General features: G+C 42.1%; 25 protein-coding genes. 13 read left to right on the top strand and 12 right to left on the bottom strand.

Annotated elements, in window-relative coordinates; genetic code table 11:
- The first annotated feature begins 29 nt into the window (after positions 1-29).
- The 6 genes from IGI50_RS14805 to IGI50_RS14780 all read left to right on the top strand — a co-directional run bounded on the left by IGI50_RS14805 (position 30) and on the right by IGI50_RS14780 (position 7573).
- Positions 30-1796 carry an ABC transporter ATP-binding protein gene (locus IGI50_RS14805; protein WP_438777473.1) on the top strand — a complete coding sequence of 589 codons (1767 nt, stop codon included), beginning with the start codon at positions 30-32 and terminating at the stop codon, positions 1794-1796.
- Positions 1789-3573: an ABC transporter ATP-binding protein gene (locus tag IGI50_RS14800; protein ID WP_438777472.1), complete on the top strand. Its 1785-nt coding sequence runs from the start codon at positions 1789-1791 to the stop codon at positions 3571-3573. Before IGI50_RS14805 ends, IGI50_RS14800 begins: the two co-directional genes overlap by 8 nt.
- Positions 3574-3965: 392 nt before the next feature.
- Positions 3966-5486, top strand: a complete 1521-nt coding sequence (locus IGI50_RS14795; RefSeq protein WP_438777471.1) for a metal ABC transporter solute-binding protein, Zn/Mn family — start codon at positions 3966-3968, stop codon at positions 5484-5486.
- Between the two features lie 23 nt (positions 5487-5509).
- Positions 5510-5626: a putative metal homeostasis protein gene (locus tag IGI50_RS14790; RefSeq protein WP_438777470.1), complete on the top strand. Its 117-nt coding sequence runs from the start codon at positions 5510-5512 to the stop codon at positions 5624-5626.
- Between the two features lie 136 nt (positions 5627-5762).
- On the top strand, positions 5763-6806 hold the full coding sequence (locus IGI50_RS14785) for a YibE/F family protein (protein WP_438777469.1): 1044 nt from the start codon (positions 5763-5765) through the stop codon (positions 6804-6806).
- Positions 6803-7573, top strand: a complete 771-nt coding sequence (locus IGI50_RS14780) for a YibE/F family protein (protein ID WP_438777468.1) — start codon at positions 6803-6805, stop codon at positions 7571-7573. The genes IGI50_RS14785 and IGI50_RS14780 overlap by 4 nt, the downstream gene beginning before the upstream one ends.
- A gap of 55 nt (positions 7574-7628) precedes the next feature.
- Here IGI50_RS14780 and IGI50_RS14775 read toward each other — a convergent pair whose 3' ends face one another.
- The 3 genes from IGI50_RS14775 to IGI50_RS14765 form a co-directional block, all read right to left on the bottom strand.
- Positions 7629-8369 (bottom strand): DUF1905 domain-containing protein, encoded by a 741-nt coding sequence (locus IGI50_RS14775; protein ID WP_438777467.1) that lies wholly within the window; start codon positions 8367-8369, stop codon positions 7629-7631.
- Between the two features lie 127 nt (positions 8370-8496).
- Positions 8497-9336, bottom strand: coding sequence for an aldo/keto reductase (locus tag IGI50_RS14770; RefSeq protein ID WP_438777466.1), 840 nt, complete (start codon positions 9334-9336; stop codon positions 8497-8499).
- Between the two features lie 455 nt (positions 9337-9791).
- The gene (locus tag IGI50_RS14765) at positions 9792-10397 is read right to left on the bottom strand and encodes a TetR/AcrR family transcriptional regulator (RefSeq protein ID WP_438777465.1); all 606 of its coding nucleotides are present in this window, start codon (positions 10395-10397) and stop codon (positions 9792-9794) included.
- A gap of 48 nt (positions 10398-10445) precedes the next feature.
- Between IGI50_RS14765 and IGI50_RS14760 the strand changes: the two genes are divergently transcribed.
- The 5 genes from IGI50_RS14760 to IGI50_RS14740 all read left to right on the top strand — a co-directional run bounded on the left by IGI50_RS14760 (position 10446) and on the right by IGI50_RS14740 (position 14014).
- Positions 10446-11066, top strand: a complete 621-nt coding sequence (locus IGI50_RS14760; protein WP_438777464.1) for a TetR/AcrR family transcriptional regulator — start codon at positions 10446-10448, stop codon at positions 11064-11066.
- A gap of 25 nt (positions 11067-11091) precedes the next feature.
- A complete protein-coding gene (locus tag IGI50_RS14755; protein ID WP_438777463.1) occupies positions 11092-11778 on the top strand; it encodes a winged helix-turn-helix domain-containing protein in 687 nt (228 codons plus the stop codon).
- A 129-nt stretch (positions 11779-11907) separates the two neighbouring features.
- Complete coding sequence (locus tag IGI50_RS14750; RefSeq protein ID WP_438777462.1) at positions 11908-12501, top strand: Crp/Fnr family transcriptional regulator; 594 nt, start codon at positions 11908-11910, stop codon at positions 12499-12501.
- Positions 12502-12518: 17 nt separating this feature from the next.
- The gene (locus IGI50_RS14745; protein ID WP_438777461.1) at positions 12519-13073 is read left to right on the top strand and encodes a YbhB/YbcL family Raf kinase inhibitor-like protein; all 555 of its coding nucleotides are present in this window, start codon (positions 12519-12521) and stop codon (positions 13071-13073) included.
- A gap of 89 nt (positions 13074-13162) precedes the next feature.
- Positions 13163-14014: an arginase family protein gene (locus IGI50_RS14740; protein ID WP_438777460.1), complete on the top strand. Its 852-nt coding sequence runs from the start codon at positions 13163-13165 to the stop codon at positions 14012-14014.
- Positions 14015-14097: 83 nt separating this feature from the next.
- On the opposite strand, the gene IGI50_RS14735 is transcribed toward IGI50_RS14740, so the two are convergent.
- The 9 genes from IGI50_RS14735 to IGI50_RS14695 all read right to left on the bottom strand — a co-directional run bounded on the left by IGI50_RS14735 (position 14098) and on the right by IGI50_RS14695 (position 23502).
- The gene (locus IGI50_RS14735; RefSeq protein WP_438777459.1) at positions 14098-15216 is read right to left on the bottom strand and encodes a glycosyl hydrolase family 8; all 1119 of its coding nucleotides are present in this window, start codon (positions 15214-15216) and stop codon (positions 14098-14100) included.
- A gap of 11 nt (positions 15217-15227) precedes the next feature.
- The gene (locus IGI50_RS14730; RefSeq protein WP_438777458.1) at positions 15228-16544 is read right to left on the bottom strand and encodes a glycosyltransferase family 2 protein; all 1317 of its coding nucleotides are present in this window, start codon (positions 16542-16544) and stop codon (positions 15228-15230) included.
- The gene (locus IGI50_RS14725; RefSeq protein ID WP_010745153.1) at positions 16541-16681 is read right to left on the bottom strand and encodes a hypothetical protein; all 141 of its coding nucleotides are present in this window, start codon (positions 16679-16681) and stop codon (positions 16541-16543) included. Before IGI50_RS14725 ends, IGI50_RS14730 begins: the two co-directional genes overlap by 4 nt.
- Before the next feature lie 12 nt (positions 16682-16693).
- A complete protein-coding gene (locus tag IGI50_RS14720) occupies positions 16694-17560 on the bottom strand; it encodes a GGDEF domain-containing protein (RefSeq protein ID WP_438777457.1) in 867 nt (288 codons plus the stop codon).
- 12 nt (positions 17561-17572) lie between these two features.
- Entirely contained in the window at positions 17573-18706 is a 1134-nt protein-coding gene (gene wecB, locus IGI50_RS14715) for a non-hydrolyzing UDP-N-acetylglucosamine 2-epimerase (RefSeq protein ID WP_438777456.1), read from the bottom strand.
- Positions 18707-18935: 229 nt separating this feature from the next.
- Positions 18936-19589, bottom strand: a complete 654-nt coding sequence (locus tag IGI50_RS14710) for a YoaK family protein (protein WP_438777455.1) — start codon at positions 19587-19589, stop codon at positions 18936-18938.
- A 164-nt stretch (positions 19590-19753) separates the two neighbouring features.
- Complete coding sequence (locus IGI50_RS14705; RefSeq protein WP_438777454.1) at positions 19754-21397, bottom strand: amino acid ABC transporter ATP-binding/permease protein; 1644 nt, start codon at positions 21395-21397, stop codon at positions 19754-19756.
- The gene (locus tag IGI50_RS14700; protein WP_438777453.1) at positions 21387-23117 is read right to left on the bottom strand and encodes an ABC transporter ATP-binding protein/permease; all 1731 of its coding nucleotides are present in this window, start codon (positions 23115-23117) and stop codon (positions 21387-21389) included. The genes IGI50_RS14705 and IGI50_RS14700 overlap by 11 nt, the downstream gene beginning before the upstream one ends.
- Entirely contained in the window at positions 23110-23502 is a 393-nt protein-coding gene (locus IGI50_RS14695; RefSeq protein ID WP_438777452.1) for a YbaN family protein, read from the bottom strand. The genes IGI50_RS14700 and IGI50_RS14695 overlap by 8 nt, the downstream gene beginning before the upstream one ends.
- Before the next feature lie 331 nt (positions 23503-23833).
- Between IGI50_RS14695 and IGI50_RS14690 the strand changes: the two genes are divergently transcribed.
- Entirely contained in the window at positions 23834-25003 is a 1170-nt protein-coding gene (locus IGI50_RS14690; protein WP_438777451.1) for a CapA family protein, read from the top strand.
- An 80-nt stretch (positions 25004-25083) separates the two neighbouring features.
- Entirely contained in the window at positions 25084-26052 is a 969-nt protein-coding gene (locus IGI50_RS14685; RefSeq protein ID WP_438777450.1) for a helix-turn-helix transcriptional regulator, read from the top strand.
- Positions 26053-26072: the final 20 nt, after the last annotated feature.

Genomic DNA, 26072 nt, shown 5'->3' with positions numbered 1-26072 from the left:
TGTTAACGCAACAAACAAGGAGGTTTCTTATGATACAACTAATAAAACGAACCAATACAAAAGAACGGTTGTTAGTGCTAGCAAGTGTTTTGTTCATCGTTGGACAAGTCTGGATGGACTTGAAGGTCCCTGATTATATGTCACAAATTACCACTTTATTGCAACGTCCCGGTACAGCAATCAATGAGCTTTTGAAGCCTGGCAGTTGGATGATCTTGCTCTCTCTAATGAGCTTTGTCTTTTCTTCAATCGTCGGTTTATTCGCTGCAAAGCTAGCAGCGAGCTTGACTTGCCGCCTGCGTCAAGAGATGTTTGGACAAGTAATGGATTATTCCACGTATGAGATTCAGCAATTCTCGATCCCCAGTTTAACGACTCGGACAACCAATGATTTAACGCAAATTCAACAGGTTGTCGCGATGGGGCTGCAAGTAATGATTAAAGGACCTATCACGGCGGTCTGGGCGGTATTGAAAATTGCCGGAAAAAATTGGCAGTGGACCACTACGACAGGAGTTGCTGTTTTGATTCTATTGATTATGCTATCGGTCGTTTTGACACTAGTGCAGCCGCGCTTTGCCAAAGTGCAGCAATTAACCGATAAAGTTAACAGTATCACACGGGAAAATCTAACGGGTCTGCGAGTGGTTCGAGCATATAACGCAGAAGACTATCAAGAAGAGAAATTCGAGAAGGCTAATCAGGATCTCACAGCAACGAATTTATTCGCGGGTCGCGTAATGGCATTGCTGAGTCCGGGAATGAGCCTGATTTCAGGCGGACTGACACTAGCAGTCTATTGGATCGGTGCCTACATGATTCAACAAGCTCAAGGGGGACTAAAGCTTTCCTTATTCAGTGATATGATCGTCTTTTCTTCTTATGCGATGCAGGTAGTAATGAGCTTTGTTTTAATGTCGATGATTTTTATGATTTTACCTCGAGCGACCGTATCCGCTAGACGGATCAACGAAGTTTTAACGAAAAAATCCTCCGTTGAATTTCCAACGGAAGGCGAGAAAACACAATCAGAGATCAAAGGAACCGTAGAATTCGATCATGTATCCTTTCGCTATCCGGATGCCTCTGAACCTGTGATTCATGACATTAGCTTTAAGGCCGATCAGGGGGATACTGTTGCCTTTATCGGTTCGACCGGCAGCGGAAAAAGTACAATCCTGAATTTGATTCCTCGCTTTTATGAAACAACCGAAGGGAATATTTCAATTGATGGGCAGCCGATCAATACGTATAGTCACGTGAATTTAAATGATATTGTCGGCTACATTCCCCAAAAGCCAATTTTATTTAGCGGAACGATCCAGTCGAATCTTGATTTCGGAACCAGCAGTAATCAGACGCTGAATGAAGAAAAAATGCAGGAAGCCTTGTCCATTGCACAGGCTAGTGAATTTGTGAATGAAAAAGAGGGCAAGCTAAAGAGTCCGGTCGCTCAAAACGGCAGCAATTTCTCCGGTGGACAGAAGCAGCGTCTAGCAATTGCTCGTGTGATTGCAAGGCAGCCAGAAATTCTATTGTTCGATGATTCCTTTTCTGCGCTAGATTACAAAACGGATAAAAAATTACGTCAGGTACTAAAAGAAAAATTAGCTGATACGACAAAACTGATTGTTGCTCAACGAATCAGTACCATCATGGATGCGGATCAGATCCTTGTTTTGGATGAAGGACGAATCGTCGGACAAGGAACCCATGACGAATTATTGGCGACCAACTCAGTCTATCAAGAGATTGCGTATTCACAGCTGTCGAAGGAGGAATTAGTTAATGGATAATACATTGGAAAACATTCAAACACAACCAAAGGCACATCCTTTGCGCAAAAATATTTTAAACGCGTTGAATCAATACAAATGGCCACTGATTTTAGCGATCATCTTTGCAACGATCGGGAGTATCACACAAATCGTCGGACCGAATCGATTAAGTGAGATTACAGATTTGATTACTCAAGGCCTGCGAGGATCGATCAATCTCACACAAATCAGCCAGATTGGCTTAAGTTTAGTTCTATTATATGTAATCGGTGCGGTTCTCTCTTATTTTCAAGGCTTCATCGTAGCGACAGTAACACAACGCTTTTCAAAACAAATGCGTCGTCAGATATCGGAAAAGATTAATGCTGTGCCGTTGAATTATTTTGATTCTCACAGTCAGGGGGATACCTTGAGTCGTGTGACCAATGACCTGGATACAGTGAGCCAATCCTTGAATCAAAGCTTGAGCTCCTTGTTTCCATCAATCACGCTCTTTATCGGTTGTCTGATCATGATGTTTCGAACAAATCTTATATTAACGATCACCTCAGTCATTTCTGTTCTATTAGGCTTTTTATTCATGGCGGTCATTATGGCTAAATCCCAAGTCCATTTTAATCAGCAACAGGAAAAGCTTGCGAATATCAGCGGCTTTGCTGAAGAGGCGTATTCTGGACAACAGGTCATTAATGCATACAGTGCCGCAGAGGATATGAAGACTGAGTTTGGTGAGATGAATCAGGATTTTTATGGCAGTGTGTGGAAGGCACAATTCTTATCTGGGATCATGCAGCCGTTAATGGGCTTTATCGGAAATTTTGGGTATGTTGCAGTCTGCGTAGTTGGCGCCGTTTTAGCTCTGAGAGGCGACATCACTCTTGGAGTGATCGTCGCGTTTACTGTCTATATCCGCTTGTTTTCACAGCCGCTATCACAGTTGGCGCAAGCTTTTTCGAATCTGCAGTCGGCGGCAGCGGCAATGAATCGTGTGTTTGAATTTTTAGCCGAAGAGGAATTGGCTGATGAATCAGAAAAAACAACCAAATTACGGAAGCCGGAAGGCAATGTTCGCTTCGAGAATGTCAGCTTTGGCTATGAAAAAGAACGGACGATCATTCATCATTTCAGCGTTGAAGCAAAGGCGGGTCAAAAAATCGCGATTGTTGGTCCAACTGGAGCAGGGAAGACAACGATCGTTAATCTGTTGATGCGCTTTTACGAAACCAATCATGGAGAGATTATAATTGATGGTGTCTCTACAAAGGATATGACGCGAGAAGAGGTCCACGACCAATTTTGCATGGTATTGCAGGATACTTGGCTATTTGAAGGAACGATCAAAGAAAATCTGATTTACAATCAGCAGCATGTTACCGACGAAGCGGTGGTAAAGGCTTGTAAAGCAGTAGGGATTGATCACTTTATCCGAACACTGCCGAAGGGCTATGATACTTACCTAGATGATAGTGTGAGCTTATCCGTTGGACAAAAACAATTATTGACGATTGCTCGTGCGATTATTAAAGATGCACCGATGCTGATTCTAGATGAGGCTACCAGTTCTGTGGATACCCGAACAGAGGAGTTGATTCAAGCAGCGATGGATCAATTAATGCATAATCGGACCTCCTTTGTCATCGCTCATCGACTATCCACCATTCGAAATGCGGATCTGATTTTAGTCATGAAAGAAGGAAACATTATCGAGCAAGGGAACCATGAAGAGCTGATGGATGAACAGGGCTTTTACGCTGACTTATATAATAGTCAGTTTGAGAAGGAACAATTAGCATAAACGGTTGAAGCGATTAAAATCAAAATGATTTTAGTCGTTTCTTTTTTTGCTTAAAAAGTGTTTTAAGTTAAAAGAGTTTACCAGGAATCGAAAGAAGAAATGATGAACTACTCACATGAATGGAATTTCATGTTATTTTATCTTGACACGCTTTTTAAGCAATGATAAAGTATTGCTGTTGAATCGTAACGATTACGATTTGGGTGACGTAAATAGTAATGATTAAATCAATACTATTTCGAACTTCAAATAGGAGGGATATTAGAATTTGTTTTGGCTTTGGTTCAATGACTGAATAAGAATGAAGGTCAAAAATAAAAAAATTGTTTTTTTAATAAACGTGAAGGATGAAAACAGGAAGAATTCGCGTAGGAATAGGGGAAGAGATCCAAATGAAGAAAAAGATAGGAATGGCATTGATTAGTTTATTGGCGCTAGTTGGTCTGGGTGCTTGTAAAGACAATCAAGCGGCTTCGGAAAACAAAGACAAGAAATTACAAATTGTCGCGACATTTTATCCAATGTATGACTTTACGAAAAACATTGTTGGAGAGGATGGTGAGGTAAGTTTATTAATGCCTGCTGGCTCGGAGCCGCATGATTACGAGCCTTCTGCTAAAGACATGGCGAAGATTACGGATGCGGATGTATTTGTCTATCACAACGAAAACATGGAAGCTTGGGTACCAAGTGCTGTGAAATCTTGGAAAAAAGGTGAGCCTAATGTTATCGAGGGAACTAAGGACATGCTTCTGTTGCCAGGAGGCGAAGAAGAGCATGACCACAGCCATGAAGAGGGGCATCATCATGACTATGATCCTCACACGTGGGTATCTCCCCATCGAGCGATCAAGGAAGTAACGTCAATCAAAAATCAATTAGCCAAATTATATCCAGAAAAGAAAGCAGATTTTGAAAAAAATACGAAGGCCTATTTAACCAAGCTTGAGGCGTTGGATAAAGAGTACTCTGACACGTTAAAAGCAGCAAAACAAAAGAACTTTGTCACGCAGCATACAGCCTTTGGTTATTTAGCCTTGGATTATGGATTGAATCAGGTGGGGATCTCGGGAATCAACCCCGATCAGGAGCCAGACCCATCACGTATTGCAGAGTTGAAGCATTACGTTGAAGACAATGACATAAGATACATTTATTTTGAAAATAATAATCAAGGAAAAGCAGCCAAAACACTTGCGGATGAAACCAAAGTGAACTTAGAAGTACTTAATCCATTAGAGAGCTTGACGAAGAAACAAATGGACGCCGGAGAGGACTACATTTCCGTTATGAAGGAAAATTTATCTGCCTTGAAGAAGACCACAGATGTGGCGGGAAAAGAGATTAAACCGGAAGCACAAGCAGAGACAGAGCAAACGGTCTATAACGGTTATTTCAAGGATTCTCAGGTGAAGGATCGGAAATTATCGGATTATGCCGGTGATTGGCAATCGGTTTATCCGTTATTGCAAGAGGGAGCCTTAGATCAGGTTTTTGATTACAAAGCAAAAATAAAGAAGGATAAAACAGCTGCCGAATACAAAGCATATTATGAAACAGGGTATAAAACGGATGTCAATGAAATCAAAATCACAGACAAGCAAATCGATTTTATCGTTGATGGCAAACAACACAAATACACGTATGAGTACAAGGGGTACGAAATTCTAACCTATGAAAAGGGCAATCGCGGCGTTCGTTTTACCTTTGAAACAAAAGATCCAGATGCTGGAAACTACAAATATGTGCAATTCAGCGATCACGGAATAGCTCCAGCCAAAGCCGCGCATTTCCATATTTATTTCGGTGGCGAAAGTCAGAAGGCTCTGCTGGAGGAAATGGACAATTGGCCGACTTATTACCCAGTGAAAATGAGCGGACACACGATTGCTCAGGAAATGCTGGCCCATTAATTGAAGGAAGAAGGAGAGGACTCATGGAAAAAACAGATCGAGCGAGTGCTTATCGCCGCTTAAAAAGTCCGAATATCAAAACACGCAAACGGGCGTTAAAAATCATTAAAGAAGCCAAACGAAATCAAGTGAAAAAATAGCAAGTCCAATCTCCTAATCAACCATCTGACTAGGAGATTTTTTCTTCTAATTTTTATTAAGGAACAATTGTAGGCATGCCTAACTTTGCATAGAGATGTTAGAATGAATAGATTAGAACACTAGAAGGGGGTCTCTATGAAAAAAATCCTAACCTATATAATCGCTTTATTCGCCATTATCCTGCTAGGCTTTTTCATCCAAACAAAGAGCAGCGTGTTCTATTCAGAACCCATACTGCGTGTCGAGGAAGTAACGGTGAACACCGCTTCAAATACACAGAAAATAAAAGGAACACTGTTGAACAAGAAGGGGACAGTAACGTTAGAAACAACGTACTATGAAAATGAGAGTGTCTCGCCTTTGTATCGCAAAGGCAATCAGCTAATCCTGCAAAAATCTGATAATTATTGGCGCGTTGCAGCATTGAAAAGAGATGGCTATGTATTCATTTTACTTGGGCTGTTCATTTTGACCGTACTGTTCATCAGCGGGAAAAAAGGCCTTCGTTCTTTGATCGGCTTAGCCTTAAACAGTGCTCTGCTGCTCTTTTTTCTTTGGTTCAGTCAACAGAATAACGGCTTATCCTTGATGCTTCTCATGAGTATTTACACAGTGATCGCAGTTTTTGTGGCGATGGGCACATCCTATGGCTTTAAAAAACTCGACGGACGGAAGCTCTTTGGGACATTAGTGAGTGTTTTTCTCGCGTTTTTAATTTGCGTAATCGCAATGAATTTATTAAAGGATGAAGGCTTACGTTATGAAGAGATGCAATTTATCACCCGTCCCTACCGCTCGGTATTCTTAGCTGGCTTACTGATTGGAGCGATTGGTGCCAGCATGGATAATGTCGTAACGATCATTTCTGCTTTAGATGAGATTCGGGCACAAAATGACCAGCTTTCACTGAAGAAATTACTCCAGTCTGGTAGGAAGATCGCTCAGGATACCGCCTCATCGATGATCAATGTCTTGATGTTCGCTTATCTTAGCGGAGCGATTCCTTCCGTGGTCTTCTATATGGCAAATGGCTGGAATTTCTCTGAGGTTTTAGGAATGCATTTGTCGTTAGAAATCCTACGAACGCTGTGTGGCGGATTTGCCATTGTCTTGTCTGTTCCAGCCGCGTTGCTGGCGTTTAGTGTGGCGGAGAAAATGAAGGGGAGGGCGTTGCGATGAGTGTCCTGATCTGCCTTACTTTGATTCTGCTGGTGTTGATGGTGGTGCTCTTTAAAAAGAATTCGATTTACATGATTACAGGAACCTTTGCCAATTTTTGTTTGTTCATTTTACTGCTTTATTTATTGAGTAAAGGATTTCCGGTTTATCCGATCACTTTTTTGATCTTTTTGGGTGTAACAGTCGTGACATTGTTTTATATCAATGACGTCAATCAAAAAACAAAAGCGGCATTTCTTTGTGTGCTGTTCTTCTTGATCGCCTTCACTCTAGTTACCCTGCCGCTGATCCAGCTTGTTAAGGTACATGGGTTTGCGTTAGAGGAGCTAGATGAATTACAAATGACGGATCTCTCGGTGGCTGTTCCTTTTTCAGAATTGAATCTCTCGATTATTCTGATGAGTTTTTCCGGCGCAGTGATCGACAGCAGTATCGCGGTCAGCAGCTCAACCTATGAAATCTATCGACGCACTGGAAATCGGACCTTTAAGGAATTGCTGCATTCCAGCATGACTGTCGTGCATGAGATCTTCAGTTCGACGATCAACACGTTGCTATTTGCGTTTATGGGTTCGAGCTTGGCCTTGATTATTTGGATTCAGGATTTGAATTACTCTTTTCTTGAGATCATTAATTCTAAAGCTTTTGTTGGGGAGCTATTAATTAGTTTGCTGACGGGGATGGCCGCAGTGGTTATTCTGCCCATCGCTTCGTTTTTCTCCAGCTATATTTTTTTTAACCACTATTTTAAAACAAAAGAACAATAAGCGATTAAGGCTGATCTGCCTTAATCGCTTATTTAGCTTATCTTCAAAAATAGCTTCACACATTGAAGAGTTCTAAATAGCTGATTATCTGTTTAGAATCATAATGTGTGTGGATGCCAGAAGCAGGATCGTAGTACTTGCCATTGAAATAGATTAATAGATGGCTGTATTGAGCGTTTTGACTAGGTGATTTTACATTTAGCAGACATAAGTTTGGCAGTTGGTTGAAGGCTTCTTTTTTATAAATCATTTTTTCAGCGTGGGTAAATTTAAAATAGTCTAGCGTTTCGATGACCTTACTTAAAGAAGCTTGCCATTTTTTTGCATCCATAATAGTAATAATGTCATATATTGGTAAACGAGTCAGCATCGCCATACAAGCCTGACCGCATAATCCCTCCTCAGGCTGCTTGACTAATTCGATCGTATCGACTTTTCGAATGGGCTGGGAATAGGGACTGTTATGATTGATACGTGTTAGCTGATCGATTACTTTAAAGCTTCCCTGATAGCGTGCTTTTTTTGGAAGCTTTGCTATTATTTTTTTTGCTACAGGAAGATAGTATTTTCCCTCACCTTTAGGAATCAGTTTGCATTCGAAAGGGATATTTTCAACTGTGGCAGCAACAGGAAGATTGCCCTTTTGCCCACAAATTTCCCAAACATTAAATGGAATTTTTAAAAAGTGTCGATTGCCTTCTTTTAGATATTCACCTTCAAAGTTATGCCACATGATCTCCCTCCGTTGCTGTTTCTTTCTAATAAAAGGATAACGGAAGGTGCGTTTTTTTGCCATCCTATCCTCCAAATTTTCTATAGTAAATGAATAGAACAGGTACAAAAATAGCCCCTCAAATTCGTGAGGGGCTATCGCTGGCGATAGTGATCGAAAGGTGAATTCTCTACAAATCCCTTCCTAACTATTAAAAATTGAAAGCCTCAGGATCAGGACCACTGCGCAGTGATTCATTCAGTTCATTCAAACGAGACATATCCGCATCGTCTAATTCAAAATCAAAAACAGCCGCATTGCTTTGCATTCGTTGTTCATGAACCGATTTTACAACGAGTAAAATATCTTGTTGGATATCCCAACGCAGAATGACCTGAGCAGGTGTTTTTTGATGCTTTTCAGCGATTTCCACAATGGCAGGCTCTGTTAATAATTTTCCTTGCATTAAAGGCGACCACGCCTGAATGTTGATGTTGTGTTTTTCGCAAAAATCTCGCAAAGCTTGCTGAGATAATTTTGGATGGAGCTCCACTTGGTTAATGACAGGAACGACTTTCGCATAGGACAACAGGTCCTCTAAATGATGAATCTCGAAGTTGCTGACACCGATGGCTTTAATTTTCCCTGCTTCATACAGGTCTTCCATTGCTTGCCAAGATTCTTTGAATGCATTATTGCCCGGCCAATGGATCAGGTACAGATCTAAATAATCCAATGCCAAACGGTCAAGGCTCTCCTCAAAGGCATTTATGGTTTCTTCATAGGTTAGATGATTATTCCACACCTTTGAGGTAACGAATAGCTCTTCTCGGCTTAGTCCTGTTGCGGCTAAGCCTTCTTTGATCCCAAGCCCAGTCCCCGTTTCATTTCCATAAATTTGAGCGGTATCAATCAAGCGATAGCCGGTGATAATCCCTTTTTTTACGACCTCAGCAGTATCTTCGTCAGGAATTTGAAAGACGCCTAGTCCCAATCCTGGAATTTCTGTTCCGTTGTTTAATCGCACGTTTTCCTTCAATGAATGTATCATATGAGTCCCTCCTATAAGTTTCAGAACACCAGTATATGAGGAGGATAGGAAGATGTATAGTACGTACTTTAAAGTGCCATAGGCACGAAAAAGTAAGTTTTGTGTGGAAGAAGTATTCCCACACAAAAATAAATTTCAAGAAAATAAATAACTATTGTTATTTTATTTAGTTGAAGGGATATATTAACACGAAGACCATTTTTGTAAACCTAAAAATAGTTTCAAGATGTTAATTTATTAAAGAGTTCTAATAAATATAAAGATAACTTATCTAAATTTGCAACAAGTAAATATTATTGTGGTCATTTTTAAAAAATCGAATCTTATTTTTAAATCTACTGTTCTAAATGAGCAAGAAATTTGGTTTTTAAACATGATTCGAATATGATGGCGTGGTATTTATAAAAAATAGTGTTGAATATACAAAGCGATAGGTTTATCACAGAAGAAACGCCTTAGTGGTCAAGACCTTTTTTCTGATAAAGCTCAAGAAAGATTGGCAATGAGGTGTTGACTAATATTTCTGTAATCTCCTCAGGACTCTCCTCAAAATTTTTGCGAATCCATGTGCCAATAATCAGATAGCTGCCCTTTGACAAATAATCTAGATACTGATTCAGCGTATAGGGATCAAAGTTAACGGAGAAGATTAATGGAAGATTTCCTTTGAAATATTTATTGAAGAGCGTTCTTATATGTTTCAACAAGTCGATTTCGCTGTTTTGTGAAGTGAGAATTTTTATTTTTTCACGATTTTCCCAAAAAAAGTGGATCACATTTTCAATCCGAATAACTAGATTTGAACGGATACGCTCTGCGTTGGGAATGCCTGTTTTATCATAAAAATTTGCATTTGATTGGAAAACAACGGTTAATTCGGCTAAAAATTCTTCAACAATACTGTCTAACAAATCTTCTTTATTTTGAAATTTTTTATAAAAGGTTACACGACTGACACCAGCTTTTGCTGCAATGTCGTTGACTCTGATGCTTTTAAAAGTATTTGAACACAACAAATCAAGAAAAGCTTGTTCAATCAAATTGCGTTTTTCATCGAACATAGCTACACCCCCTAATGCGATTGTAACTTGATTTGAATGCTGAGCCAAATGGAGAAAGGAGAAAACAATACTTTGAACAAAAATCTTGTAAAAAAGAGTATTTTTGATGCCTTTTTAGAGCTATTGACCGTAGCGAAATATGAAGAAATCACTGTCAATGAGATTGTTGAAAACTCCTATGTTAGCAGGGTTACCTTTTACAACTATTTCAAAAATAAGGACGCGCTGCTGAATGAATTATTGGATCAGTTTTTGGAGACCTTTAATGAGCTGTTAAAAGGGGATCAAGGTCTATTGGAACGAATGAACATCAGCAAGAAAAAAGATGCATACCAAGCACTGTATCCCTATACATATAAAATTCTCGACTATTTTTATTGCAATAAGAAATTAGTACTGGCCTTTTATGGCATGGATCATGAAAAGCTAGATTTTATCAAAATCCTGCAAAAGAATTATCATGATCATTTTGTTCAGGCGCTTCCTCAACGTTTCTATCAATCCGTAGAAGGGGCTAGAATTGAGTATTATTCGTTATTTATTACAAACGGTGTAATTTCTATCGTGGAAAAGTGGTTTGCGATGAGCTTTGAGGAGAATATTGGTGATGTTGTTGATAGGATATTGGTTTTATTGATTACGAATCTGAGTGCGTTGTATTCAGAATAGAACAAAAAAGAAGGCGGGATGTACTATGGCAAAAATATTGATTATCACGAAAAATCCTCTGGCGGAGCAAGCACTGCAGCTTGCGCTTCAAAAAATCAATGATGAGGTTTTTTGCAGCTCAAGCCTATTAGAACAGGTTGATTTTTATCCAGAGGTGGTGGGCTACTTTTCTATCGCGATTGTGAGTGACACGATTTCTAGTTTGGAGCTTTCCAAGCATTTAGACACCTTGAAGCAAAAAGATTTATTGCTGTTACGAAAGGGAAATAGCGAGCAGCTAAAGGACACTGACTTGGAGTGGATGCTTCCACACATTGATGGCTGGGTAACAGATCAAACGCCCATGGAAGAATTCATTGAGAAAATTGCTGAAATGAAGGAACAAATCGGCGAGATGAAAAACGACACAAGCAAGTCCTACAAAAAATTCATTTCCAGACTGACAAAAAATGAGAGAAAGGTTTTGTATTATCTATCTCAGGCAAAGGGCGCGCAATTGTCCAGAGAAAAACTTTGCGAAGAAATTTGGGGAACGGGGATGAATACGTCCAATGTCTGTCAGCTTTCTTTTTTGGTCAGCTGTATTCGTGAAAAAATGGTCCATGTCGGTTTTGATGAAAATGAATTAAAAACAATGTGGGGAAGAGGCTATCAGTTAGGAGATATGTTGGTATCACTGCTAGATAAAAATGATTTTTCGATAATATCCTAAAGCAACATTGAATTAGGTTTCAAGGCTTCTTTCAGCTTCGTCAAATGCTTCCACTTTTGTCTTATCCTATGTTAATGACAAGGCTTTCATCCTTCGGTACAATAAATAAAAACTTGGAAGGAGCCGACGATGACAGAAATTAGACAAGCAGTGGAGCAATTAGCGACTCGTTATACTAAGATAACTATCAAAGACGACGTTCTTTCTCAATTGGCTGCTCTTGGGGAACTTGTCGAATTCGCGGCAAATGAGTTAATCGTTGCGGCGGGGGACGATGAAAACAAATTGTATTTATTGATTGATGGATTAATCCGCAAGTATTATTTGGATTATCAGGGAAATGATCTGACCCACCAGTTTTTAGAGAGCGGTCAGGTCTTTAGTACACAGCATGTTGTTTTTAGTGGTCAGGTCATGTGTAATTTTGAGGCGCTGGAGTCCTGTAAAATGGTTTGTTTTGATTACGAGCGAGTTCAGGCTCTGATGAAAAAAGAACCTTTGCTGACTCAAGTTTATATCGGTATTCTGGAGGAAACGTTAAGAATCAAACTGATTCGAGAAGCCGCTTTGCTTTCAGAAAGTGCGACAGAGCGTTATATAAAATTAAAAGCAGAGATCCCGGATATTGATCAACGAGTAAATCATGGGTATATTGCTTCTTATATCGGTGTTACCCCTGTTTCATTGAGCCGCATTCGTCGGACGCTGAGAGAGGAAAACTGATGAGGAGGGCTAGCAAAATGATTCTTGGGATATTTGGTGGAGTCGTCCTATTTATTGGAATTGCTTTAGCCGTCAAACGCCAAAAAGATATCGTGATTGAAGGGATTCCGAAGTTGAACATTACAAGTCCAGCATTTGCGAACGATGGTGAGATTCCCGTAGATTATACCGGTAATGGGAAGGATCTGTCGCCGGAGCTGTGTTTAACAGGAGTGGATAAGAATGCCGAGACGCTAGCAGTCATCATGGATGATGTGGATCATCCGCTTGTGGGCGTCTATAATCATTGGCTGATCTGGAATATTCCCGTTCAGGAAAAAATTCCGTCAGGCATCCCAGCAGGGAAGAAAGTCGCAGAGTTAACAAACGCGGTCCAAGGAATAGGCTATGGAAAACATCGGTATCGTGGACCCAAGCCTCCCTTTGGCTCCCACCGCTATAAATACAATGTCTTCGTTTTGGATACTTCCTTAGAGTTGCCCGCTTCAGCCAATAAAAAGGAACTTCTGGAAGCGATGGATGGTCACCTGCTGCAATACGGATATTTGATTGGCCAATACGGCGCAAACTAACGGCATACGAGAGGTCAAATTTGCAACAGCTTGCTGATTACAGGTATGATGAAAGAAGTAGTAAACAAACGAGTGAAGGAGAGGGACCCTTGATTAAAACACTTCGGTTAAAAGTACCTCAATGGCAAGGCGGCAACAATCCAACCTACTCACTGGGCGCTGATCTGCTTTCGTTTATCATTCCTAAAAATTTGGAGCAAGAAGAAATTTTAGTGCCTGTTCCTGAGTATGAAGTTCCTTTAGTGAAGGAAAACGGTGTGATCGCGCAAAGTATTGTCGCTGACATCGTGGATAAAACAAGCACACTGATCCAAGAAGAAGCTCCTGACAAAATCATCACGATGGGGGGCGATTGCTTAGTCTCGCAGGCGCCTTTTGATTATTTGCATGGGCAATACGGTGAGGAGTTAGGAATCATTTGGATGGATGCTCATCCGGATATTTCCACACCAGATATCTTCTACAATGAGCATGCGATGGTTTTAGGTAATCTGCTAAAGGACGGCGATCCGGCGCTTGCCTCAAAAGTCCAGCATCCGTTTGCTCCACAAGATGTGCTATATGTTGGGCTTCAAGAACCAACAGCTGATGAGAAAAACATTCTGGAACGATTGGGAATAGACTACAGGGTTCAAGATCAAGTGAGGCTCACACCAGAAGAGATTAAGAGCTGGTTAAGTGGGCATCAGTTTACTAAGGTTGCTGTTCACTTTGACTTAGATGTGTTAGATCCGAATGAGTTTCGTTCCTTGTACTTTGCAGAACCTGGCGTCACGGAGTTTGGAGCGGCAGCTGGTAAGATGTCGTTGCAGGAAGTAAAGGAAACGATGCAGGCAATCGCGGAACAGAGTGAAGTCGTGGGCTTGACGATCGCTGAGCTATTGCCATGGGACGTACAAAATTTGAAGAACCTGTTGAATGAATTTGATATTTTTCGATAAGAGAAAGGGATATGACAGAAGTTGCTTCTGGAACACTATTTCCTAGTAAAAAGGGAGTGACAAGATTTTTGTCACTCCCTTTTTCATTTTTGATTCATTTGCAAGGTTACTAAGGTCGTTAATGTGTCGCCGTAGTAGTCATCTTCAGATAAACCATTCTGAATCACCCAAGACTGTGAATCTACTAAGTTTCCGTAAGCTTCCTTTTTCTTTGCGGCATATAGAATAGGCGCAGAGAAGTTCTCAGACTTGTTTGATGACAAAGGTTTTCCAGCAAGCGTATAGCCTTCAGTGATCGTAGATTCTTCTAAAAAGAAGTTCATCATCTTACTTAGCACTTGATTGGCAGCTTTGTCATTAGAACTCGCTAATCGCCATGGCAGCCGACAGGCATTTGCTCCGTAATTGCCGTCATTCACACCAGCAACTTGCTCCTTCTTCGCTGGGGTGACAGTCCCATCTTTTACCCAAGCAAAATCAGGGATCAAGCCGGTTTTGTGCTGGTTGCTAAGGGATTCCAACACCTTCATAGAGTTAGTTTTCAGTGTTTTCCAAAAAGAGTCACCGGTGAACGCTGCGAAAGTATCGAAATAGCTGGGAATGATATCCGATGGACGAACGAGGGCATAAAAATCAGAATCCTTTTTCGCCCAATCTCCAACGGTTAAGAGTTTGGTGTCCGAATTATAGTTTCTTGTCTTTATTGCGGACAAGAGTTTTTTGGCGGCCCCTTTGTAGTCTGTATGGCTATCGGGCCATTTTTTACTTGCTTCAATTAAGGCATAGGCAATATCTAGATCCCCATCTGTTGCATTGGTCGTTTCCTTTTTGACCTCGGTATCTTCATCAAATTTTTGCCGCCAGCTCATTAATGGCTTGTCTTTGCTGAGTCGGAAATTTTTATAGTAGCGGTAAAAATCATAAAACTCGTTTTCTGATGCCCAGCCGCGTTTGGCCGCCTGCATCGTGATCAACATACCGTAGCCATGACCTTCAGATAGCGAGATACTTTCTTTTCCTTTTAGGCTCGTTTCAACGTAATTTCCCTCGTCGCTCTCTTTGACATAGGTGGAGCGCCATTGTTGATAGGTTGTTTTTTCTACTTTAGTCTGATTATCTTTTATATTAATGATCACTGCCGCTACATACCCTAAGAAGAGCAAAACGAGCAGTGACCACATGATTGCAGGACGTCTGCGCATGATGTTGCCTCCTAATCGTCAAAACGTTGTGTTTTATACCACTTACTGCTGTCTCTTCGAAACAATTTATCGCCAATATAAGAAAAGAGGGCGATGAACGAAATACCTATAAACAATAAAGAATAGGTAAAGTAGGACGCAATGGCATAAAAGAAATTCGCGGTGGTTGCCTGACCGAATTGGCTGGATAACGCCAATTGAACTTGAAGCAAATAAATAGAGAACATCAAAGCCCAATTGACCAGTAGCAGAGCGCCGATCTGTCGATTGCTTCCGCCAAAAGAAAAGAGAACATCAATAGATGGAAACCAAAGATGGAGAAACATTGCGATCAGATTCGCGACAAACATGATATTTGATAAGAGGATCGCACTGGTAAACCAGAAAAACGTATTGAAGTAATAAATACTCTGTAATCGAATACGCCAATTGGAAGAACCAAAGATATCCTTCATATTATTGACAATGACCTCATAATTTCCTTTCGCCCACCGCTTTCTTTGACGATAGTACACAGACAAGGTCTCAGGCTCCTGTTGAAAGGCTTCTGCTCGTGAAGCTAGCGCAATTAATTTTCCACCCTTCATGATTTTGAAGCTCAAGGCGGTATCTTCAGTCAAGGCACCGTTGTCCCAGCCACCCAATTCGCGAATCAGGTCAGTTTGAATAATAAAATTTGTGCCGGGAATCTGACCAATCTTGAACAGCTGCCACATTCCAGTATGAATAATTCGTTGACTGGTTACGATCTCCAAATTGATACAGCGGGTTAAAAAATTACGCTTGTAATTTCGTGTTTTGTTTCTTCCAAAGACCGCCGCATAACGTTCGGGGTTTTCCAAAGCTCTTTCCACTAAAAAATACAAGGCATTTTGTTCGGGCATGGCGTCAGCGTCATATACGCACAAGTAATCTCCATGGGCGATTTTGAGTGAATCATTTAAGACCCCAGCTTTCCCACCGGTTCCTCTGCGATCGATCACCTTTGTTAAATAGTAGCCCTCATACTCTGGTTGCTGAAAAATGGTATGAACGCGTTCATAGGTTTCATCGTCGCAATTATCGGCAAAAACGAGAATTTCCATCTTTTCTCGTGGGTAGTTCATGCTTAGAATCGCCTTGACTGTATCCTGAATCACGATCTCCTCATTATGGGCCGGCACAACAATCGTGATGAGGGGATAGGAGGATAATGGCTCCAAGCGATTTTTCGGCGGTTTTATATTCGTTAGCAAGAAATAAACCGCACCAAATACAATAACGAGCGTAATAATCAGTGAAAACCAAATAGAGACGATCCCGAAGATTAATAGAAAGGTACTCATCAATAATCGCGCCTCCTAAAGTAACACCAGATTCGATCTTTAATAATCAATAGACAGAGGAATAATACGATGGCAGCGATAAAAAATATTCCTGTGACAACCTTGCTTGCTTCAAAGAAATAACTGAGCAGTTGATCCATGAGTATCCCTCCTTATAAAATATATTCATTTGTCAGATCGGCTTCCGATCGACGACGTACGCGGCTGATTACTTGTTCTGCCGTCATTTCAGTCGATCCCTCAATCATTATCTCGCCGAAACGAATGACCGTATCTTGAGAATGCTCAAGATTCTTAAAGGGAAAGAGAGAAAATTGCGTTTTCGTGACGCGATTCAGCTGTTGAACAAACTTATGACTCGCGCCATTTAAGTAAATTGGCGATAAGACGGCAAAAGTGCCGTTTCCTAGATAATACTGGTCTTCCTCTGGCAATCGGATATCACTCAATTCTTGCGCCAAAGCCTTTAATAGTTGATCAGTAGCTTCATCATTCTGATATTTCAGCTGTTCAATATAATCTACTGTATAGAAGGAGACAATAAGTCCACGACCGTTATGACTATACAAATTCATGGCACATTTAAATTTCTCATAGCGTCGTTCAAATTCCTCTCGGTTGAATAACCCGGTCGTTTCATCCAGGGTGGTTAAGTATTCCCGCATACGGGGGTGAAAGGTATTCGCTCTTCGATTAAACAAAACACTATTTTTAGCGATAAGTCCTAAACCAGCGAAGATGGGAATCACCACAATCAAATAGATCTTTTCTAGCCTCGGCATAATAATCGGGGTGTAATAAAGTAAAAACGTTCCAGTAGACATAACCAGCATTGAAAAAACTGCTACCGTGATGGTATTGCCTAAAAAACCAACAAGCAGACCCAAAAAGGCCAGCAGGGAGATGGTGACTACAGGAACAAAGCTTAATCGATCATCTAAGATCAGGTTTTGAATCAGGAAGACGGCGGCTAAAAGAATCGTCATCCATTCAATTCGAATTCGGCGTAAATATTTCATAGGTTGCTCTCCTTATTGACTGAAATCTCTTGGACGATCAGCTAATTGAAAGTAATGAGCGATCGCTTCAGTAATTCGCTCGCTGGCTTTACCGTCACCGTAGGGGTTACTGGCTTTAGCCATCTTTTCATAGGCAGTTGGATCGTCAAAGAGTTCCTTGATGGTCGTGTAGACAGTCTGGCTATCCGTTCCAACGAGTCGCAGTGTTCCAGCAGCTACGCCTTCCGGTCGTTCTGTTTGGTCGCGTAGTACCAGTACGGGAACACCTAAGGATGGGGCTTCCTCCTGTACACCGCCAGAGTCTGTCAGGATCAAATAGCTTTGCTTCGCGTAATTATGAAAATCAATCACGTCTAAAGGCTCGATCAATGAAACATTTGGTAAATGACCTAACGTTTCGTTCGCGGATTTTCGAACCGCTGGATTTTTGTGCATCGGAAAAATAAACTGTGTGTGGGTATACTCCTCAGCAACCCTGCGAATGGCTTCAAAAACAGCCTTCATAGGTTCACCGAGATTTTCGCGGCGATGCATGGTGACTAAGACGATTCGCTCTTGATCCTTTGAAACCTCTGCTGGAATTTGGTAGCGTTCATCAAGGGTACTGCTCATGGCATCGATCGCGGTATTGCCAGTAATATAAATATGTTCCTCAGAATGATTTTCCATTAGCAGATTCTCTTTGCTTTTTTTTGTTGGCGCAAAGTATAAGTCCGTCAGGTCATCGGTTAATTGCCGGTTCATCTCTTCTGGAAAAGGTGAATACTTGTCCCAGGTTCGCAAGCCCGCTTCCACATGTCCAATCGGAATTTGCTGGTAAAAAGCACTTAAGGCTGCAGAAAAGGTCGTCGTGGTATCGCCATGAACCAATAAAATGTCTGGCCGATCATTGATTAGAATAGGTGCAAGCTTTTCTAATACTCGACTGGTAATCTCACTTAGTGTTTGCCCTTGATGCATAATGTTCAAATCATAATCAGGGACGAGGGAAAAGGAATGGAGCACTTGATCAAGCATTTCCCGATGCTGGCCAGTCACGATTATTTTGGCGTCAAAGCGGTCGTCTGCGGCTAATGTCTTTGCCAAAGGGGCCATTTTGATGGCTTCTGGTCGGGTACCGAAAACGAGAAAAACTTTCTTTTTCATAATAAACCTCCTTGATATAGTTATAAATAATTTGATTATAATAAATATAAAATTAATTTAATGAAATCTCACTTAGTATAGCATTCGATCTTGTTATTTAAAATGAATACACTATGGCTGGGCGTATTAAATTTAAAATTTGTTTAGAAGTGAGCGTACTCTATTGTCTAAATGGAATAGCAGCATAAGAAAAGGCAAGAAGAATGGCTCTTCTTGCCTGTAAGTTTATTTAGCGAAAGGCACGTTTGTCCTTCATTAGTAAAAAGGCGGCAAATGCTAAAAAAATGAGGCTAAACAAGATGGTGTGGACATTAAAATAAGTGACCAATAGGCCGTTTAACAAAGCTCCCAGCATGAAGCTGAGCAAAATGATTAAGGTATCGCGAAAGGCCATTCTTTTTGCAGAATCCTGTTGAATGTAGCCTTCAAAGAAGTTGGTCGAAAGGTTTCGCAGGTTTCCTGTCATCATTAGAGACGTAAAAGGTTTTCCTTTCAACCGTTGAAATTCCTGCAGCTGAGCCGCTGCTGTGATGGAAAGCAAGGCATTCGCAAGTAAGTTTGGCAAATGAGCGGAAAATAGTCCGACAATTAGCAGTAAAATGATTTCAAAAGCTAAAAACCACAGTTGCTGATTCTTGCTGATTTTGGTTTGCAGATAGCGTGCCGCCAGTGCACCAAGCGCAAAGGCCAGGATAGGGATCAAATAATGAGGCAGCGCCCCCCAGTGACCTTGTCCTAAGTGAACGCCCAGCAAAATAAAATTCCCCGTTTGAAGTCCAGCGAACACTTCCCCATGAACTAAGTATGTATAAGCATCCAGTCCACCTGCGGTTGCCGCTAAGGCCATTCCGAATTCCAGCCGTTCATGAACTTTTTCTTCCATTTAAATTGCACCTCTTTTTTCTTCAACAGAATTCTACGACAAATAAGTAAAAACGCCAAAGGAAGTGTCTTCTGCTTGAAGAGCCTCTTGTGCTATCGCGGATTATTAAACAAAAAAACGCCTAACGTTTCGCTATAGTACTAGCGGTTAGGCGTTTGCTTTTTCTATTTGAATTGTCCTTTTTCCAGGTGCAGCTGTTTCTCCGCGATCTTTAAGGTGCTGCTGCGGTGAGAAACGAGAACCATCGTCTTGTCCTGCAATTTTTCTTTGAAGGCGGCGAGAATGGCCTGTTCATTGACGTAATCAAGGTTGCTGGTTGGCTCGTCCAGCAAGACCAGCGGCGCGTCATAAACGAGCAGGCGAGCTAAGCCAATTCGCTGCCGTTCCCCATCGGAGATTCCGCGGGATAGCTTGCTAAGCTGTGTCTCGTAGCCTTCTGGGAGTGAAAGAATCCAGTCATGGATCGCGGCTGCTTTTGCCGCTTCTTCAATGTTTTCTTGAGAAACACTGCCACGTTTCAGAGAAATATTGTTGGCGATCGTGTCCTCAAATAAAAAGGTCGATTGCTCCATGACGCCTTCTAAATGATGAAGGGTATCCTCCTTGAGAGAGGAGAGGGGCAGGTCGTTGATCGTTATAGTTCCTTTGTCAGGGTCCCAATAGCGCATCAAAAGCTTTAGTAGTGTACTTTTTCCGCTGCCGCTTTCACCACTGATCCCGATGCTATGTCCTTGCTGCAGCTCAAAGGAAATGTCCCCCAGTACCTTCTTCTCAGTATTTGGATAGTGAAAGGAAAGGCTAGTTGCTGCCAATGTGTCGACGGATTCGACCGCTGGGCTGTTTCCTTCGAAGGTTACATAAGGTTCTTCGTGGACGAGCTGATACAAGCGCCGACCACTCGAGAAGGTTGTTAACAAGGCATTGCCGAGATTGCCCAATGCCAAAACCGGACCAAAGGAGCTTAGACTCAGTACCACTGAAAGGACGATCGTTTCTATTGCGAGTCCCCGACTATTACCGTAGAAAAAGACACATAGTGTGGTTCCGATAACGACAAGTTCGCTGAACAGCTGTAACGAATTTCCTTGGAAGATACGACGGCGATTTTCCTGATTCAGTTTATTGCTGTCCATCGTCAGTTTGTCTAATCGCTTTTTCTCCAAATGAAACTGCGCGATGTCTTTGAGACTATTGGCGTTTTCCATAATGGTTTGACTGACTTGGACAAAGGCTTTTTTGTAGTCATCCCCGATTTGAAGGTTTTTGCGATAGCTGATAAAAGGGATGATTCCACCGATTAGAAGCTGTCCAGCCAATAGGATGCAGGCCAAAGCAAAATCAAAGCTAGCGAGAAAAACGAAGGTTACCAGCGTTGTTCCTAAAGCAATAAAAACAGGGGAGATCGTATGGGCGAAAAAGACCTCTAGTGCCTCGACATCCGTAGAGATGGAGGTAATCAATTCCCCGCTATTTTTTCCTGTTAAGCGAGCAGGTCCGATCCTTCTCAAAGCGAGGAAGATTTCCTCCCGAATATGAGCCAATAAAGAAAAAGCAATGTCATGGTTCTGATATTGCTCCAAGTAACGAGTGATCCCTCGAACCACTCCGCAGCCAATCAAAAGAGCTAAAATCAGCGCCAGGTTCACCGCGTCACCAGCGATTAAACGAAGCAGAGTGAGGGTACTGATGACAGGAATCGCGACGACAGCCAAATTGCTGAGGATGCCTAATAGGATCGCTAGGGTCATTTTCCCTTTGAAGGGCTTCGTGAAGGAAAGCAGCCAGCGAATCAAAACACTATCCTTCATTTTCTGTCACTCCCTTCATTTGACGAGTTTCTTCAATAAAATAGGCCTTAAAGTAGTCGGAAGTTTGTTCCAACTCTTGCGGTGTGCCGGCTTCAACGACCGTCCCCTCTTTGAAGACATAAACACGGTCTGCCTCTAAGACGTTGTACAAACGATGGGAAACAAAGATCACGATTGCCTGCTGTGCCAGTTTTTTGAGGGTGTGAAGAATAATTTCTTCACTCTCGATATCCACCCCAGAGGTAATCTCATCAAAAATATACAGCTCAGCCGAAGTTGCTAAGGCTCGGGCTAGAATCAGCCGCTGGCGTTGACCGCCAGATAGATTCTTTCCGTTTTCCTCTAAGACTGTGTCTAATTGTTCAGGTAGCTGTCTGACAAAATCCGCCAGCTTCACTTGCTCTAGCAATTGCCATAGTTCAGTATCAGTTAGTGAGGACTTAGCCAGCAACAGGTTTTCCCGAATGCTGTCAGCGTAAAGGAAATCCTTCGTATTGACCAGCATCGCCTTCTCTAAAACTGTCGAGCGATTCAGGTCCTTCAGCTCGGTCTGGTTCCAGTGAATCCGCCCTTGATAGTCATCTAATTGATTCAGCAGCAGCTGAGCGAAGGTACTTTTTCCAGAGCCGGATTTTCCTACGAAGGCCGTAAAGGTTCCTTTTTTCAAAGTCATAGTGACGTCATTAATCGCCTGACTTTGCTGCTTTTCATAAGTGAAGGCTAGCTGCTTCACAGTGACTGTATCCAAAGGTTCTGTCCACTTTTTGATGGTGCCATCGTTTTTTTCCGGCAAGGCGAGATAATCGAAAATTTTCCCGCAGGAGCTGATCCCATTCATGGCCACATGGAAAAGAGAACCCAACTGCCGCATGGGCAAGAAAAATTCCGCGCCGACTAAGATAAAGAGCAACACGCCATAAACGGTCAAGTACTGTTGTTGAAAGGCGATCAGAGCCAGCCCAATTCCTAAAGCCGCACCGCTGTAGGAAAAAATATCCATGATGGTAATCGAGTTTAATTGCATCGACAATAGGCTCATGGTTGCCTTGCGGAATTTTTGCGCGTCTGTTGCTAATTCCCGTTGCTTAGCATCGTCTTGGTCATAAGCCTTCAAGACACTGAGGGCACTCAGGCTTTCGTGGAAGCGAGTGCCAAGATTTGTATAGTCATCCCAGTATTTGCTCAAGATCCGCTTGGCGATCTTCATCACTGCCATGATGGTAAGAGGAATGAAGGGGACACAAATCAGCATAGCGACAGCCGGCTGCCAAGCGAGTGAAACCAAATAAGCAAACAGCATCAAAGAGGCCAATAGGCAATAAAAGAGCTGCGGCAAAAAATGCGCGTAATACATCTCAAGCTGTTCGATGCCATCTCCAGAAAGCTGGGCTAAAGTTGTCGCCGGTAATTGATGGGAAGTATTTCCTAAGCGGAAGGCTTTTTCCATTACTTTTGTTCGTAGAGCGACCCGCAATTCTGCGGAAGCCTGATCCGTCAGATTCGCGGACAAGCGGATCAGGACCAATTTCCCAGCTAATGCTAGCAGAATCAACCCAAAAGGCTGGATTAGGTTAAAAGAGCGACCTTGCAGCACCTGACTCAATAAGAGCGCCAATGTCCGCCAGATGTACAAAGAAAGCCCCAGACCCATGCAGCGGATGAGTACCTGCAGGATCAGCGTCTTCTTTTTGGCAATCGCAAATAAGCGGCGATCAATCATTTGGTTCGCCCGCCTTTACCGCTTCTTTTTTTCCACGTAGGTACCAGGTCAGGCCAATTACGTGGGCAATGTAGACGACGACTAGGCAAATCCGCATCGGTGTGTTATCCACTAAAAGACCGGGAATCAGAAAGACGACAAGGATCATCAAGAACATCTTCACCATCCCAGCGTTGGTGATCTTCTTTTTAACGATGGGTTCCTCCACCGCTCGCTTATAAAAGGAAGAATGGATAAATTTGTTGTAATATTTATCTGAACTACGCAGCCAAAAGAAGGCTGTCAGTAAATAAAAGACCGTAGTCGGTAAGAAGGGAAGAAAAATACCCAAGGTTCCTAGTGCAAAGGTAATCGCACCAAGAGAAAAATAAATGATTTTTTTCACATGTATGACCTCCATAATGAGTTAGAAAGAGCTTACTCATTTATCTTATGCTAAATGAAAATGATTATCAATCTCTTTCCGGCTACTTCTATTCAAAAAAGGAAAAAAAGATCGTTCTTTTGGGAAACTAGCAATCATCATTCAGCAAAACGCTAGTATAGTAAGTCTGACGGTAAATAGGATCACTTTCCATTCGATTAGCTGAGGGATGGCGGAACAACGAACTATTTCCTTCTTTCTTGAAGTGACGTAAGATAGTTTATATAGAAGATTTTGGGAACGTCGTCAAAGTCAATTGTCTGTTGTAGAGCAATCGAAAAGGGGGAAGATTGTGAAGAAGTTTTTAAGGTGGAGCGTCGTTGTTCTGCTTTTTCTGCTTAGCGGCTGTGGCGGGAAAGAGGCAGACAAAAACGCAAAGGGGGCAGCTTCAGAGAGAACTGCCGAGTCAACCAAGGCAAAGGAAGAGGCACAAGTACAGCTGAATTTTTCAGCGGTGGGCGATAATTTGATTCATGATTTCATTTATGACCATTTGAGACAGCCGGATGGCACGTATCGATTTGATGAAATGTATGAACCCACGCAATATTTGAATAAGGATCGAGATATAGCCTACATCAATCTGGAGACGATTTGCGGAGGAGAAGAACTGGGATTATCTGGTTATCCCACCTTCAATGGTCCAACACAGGTGTTGGATTCGCTGCATAAGGCTGGCTACAACTGGCTATCTGCAGCCAGCAACCACACCATGGATAAAGGAGAAGAAGGAATCGTTAAACAGCTGGAGTACCTGGAGAGATACCCAGACATTACGGTGACAGGATCGCAAAAATCTCCTGAAGCGAAGCGCCTGCAGGTGAAGGAAATCAAAGGTGTCAAGGTCGGCTTGATGTCCTATACCTTCGGCTTAAACGGCATTCCGCTGCCGGAAGGCAAGGAATATCTGGTCAATCTGATTGATGAAGAGCAGATAAAAAAAGATATGCAGGAATTAAACACACAAAGTGATGTTCAGATTGTCAGTATGCATTGGGGTGAAGAATATCAATTTGTTCCGAATGAAACACAGAGACAACTCGCTCAGCTCTTAAGCGATGCCGGGGTCGATGTAATCGTTGGCGGTCATCCTCATGTGATTCAGCCAATGGATTATTTGACGGGTGAAGCCGGCAATCAAACCTTAGTCATGTATTCTTTAGGTAACTTTATTTCTTCTCAGGCGGAAAATGATCGAATGCTTGGCGGGATGGGGCGCTGGACCATCGACTATGATAAAAAGAAGAAGGATGTCTCCTTTGAGCAGGTCGAATTTTGGCCGACGATCACCTATATTGGCGACAATTATCAAACCTATAAAACGTATGCACTAAAGGATTACACAGACGAATTGGCGAATCAGCACATGATCCATGTCAATCAGGGACAGGATTTGTCACGGGGTTACTTTATCGAACGGACGAAGCAGATCATGAATGATAAAGTAAAAATCGTTTATTAAAAAGATCGCAAGTCAAATCAAGCGGCAGAGTTCTCTGCTTCCTATAATAAATGTAGGGTAGTCGAAACGGGGTGAACAGGATGTACGAATGGCAGCGACAGATTCAGCAGATCGTGGATGAGATCGATCACGGCATTGAGAATTACAATGACGAGGCCTTAACGCTGCGAAGACTTTCGCGTATGATGGGGTATTCGGAATTTTATACGACACGAAAATTCAAAGAAATCTCTGGGATGTCTTTTCGCGGGTATTTACGCCAGCGAAAATTAGCCTTTGCTTTAAAGGAAGTCCGGGACAACGAGAAAAGCTTTTTGGACATTGCTTTTGATTATGGCTTTTCTTCACACGAAGCCTTTACTCGTGCCTTTAAGCAACTGTATGGCGTAGCACCTAGCGAGTATCGCAGACAGCCGAAGCCAGTAGTACTTCGAACGAAGATCAGCCCTTTTGACCGCTACTTTTTAGGATTGGGAGAGATTGGTATGGTGAAATCAACCAATGAGATCAAAACGTATTTTGTCACGATTCCGGACCACAAGTTTTTACACATCAAAAATACTCAAAGCAACGGCTATTGGGATTTTTGGCAGAAGCAAAGTCAGATTCCTGGGCAAGACTGCGACACGATCAGCGGTCTATTAGACAGCATCAAAGGAAAATTAGACGATAATGGCGGCAGTAAAACAGACAGCAGCAGTGGACAAGTGATGGCGTATATCAGTGATCCAGAGGGGCGTTTATGTGATTGGGGCTTCTTGCGATCAGAATGCTACGGGGCACGTCTGCCGGCAGAGTATCAAGAAGAGGTACCTGAGCAGATGCTTTTGATGGATGTACCAGAAGCGGAATACCTAGTTTTTGAACACGGAGCGTTTGATTACGAACAGGAAAATCGCAGTGTGGAAGAAAAAGTGGAAGAAGCGATGGCGCACTTTGATTTCTCTGAGACAGGTTATCGCTACGATACGACCCCTGGTAGAGTCATCTACTTTTACCATGATCCAGAACGCTTCTGGAAATATGTGCGACCAGTCAAAAAAATATAAGGAAAACCAGCGGCATTGAT

The sequence above is a fragment of the Enterococcus sp. DIV0170 genome, assembly GCF_051710765.1.
GTDB classification, from domain to species: Bacteria; Bacillota; Bacilli; order Lactobacillales; family Enterococcaceae; genus Enterococcus_A; species Enterococcus_A raffinosus.
The sequence above is the reverse complement of the archived record's forward strand: the minus strand, read 5'-3'. Positions and strand labels throughout refer to the sequence as shown.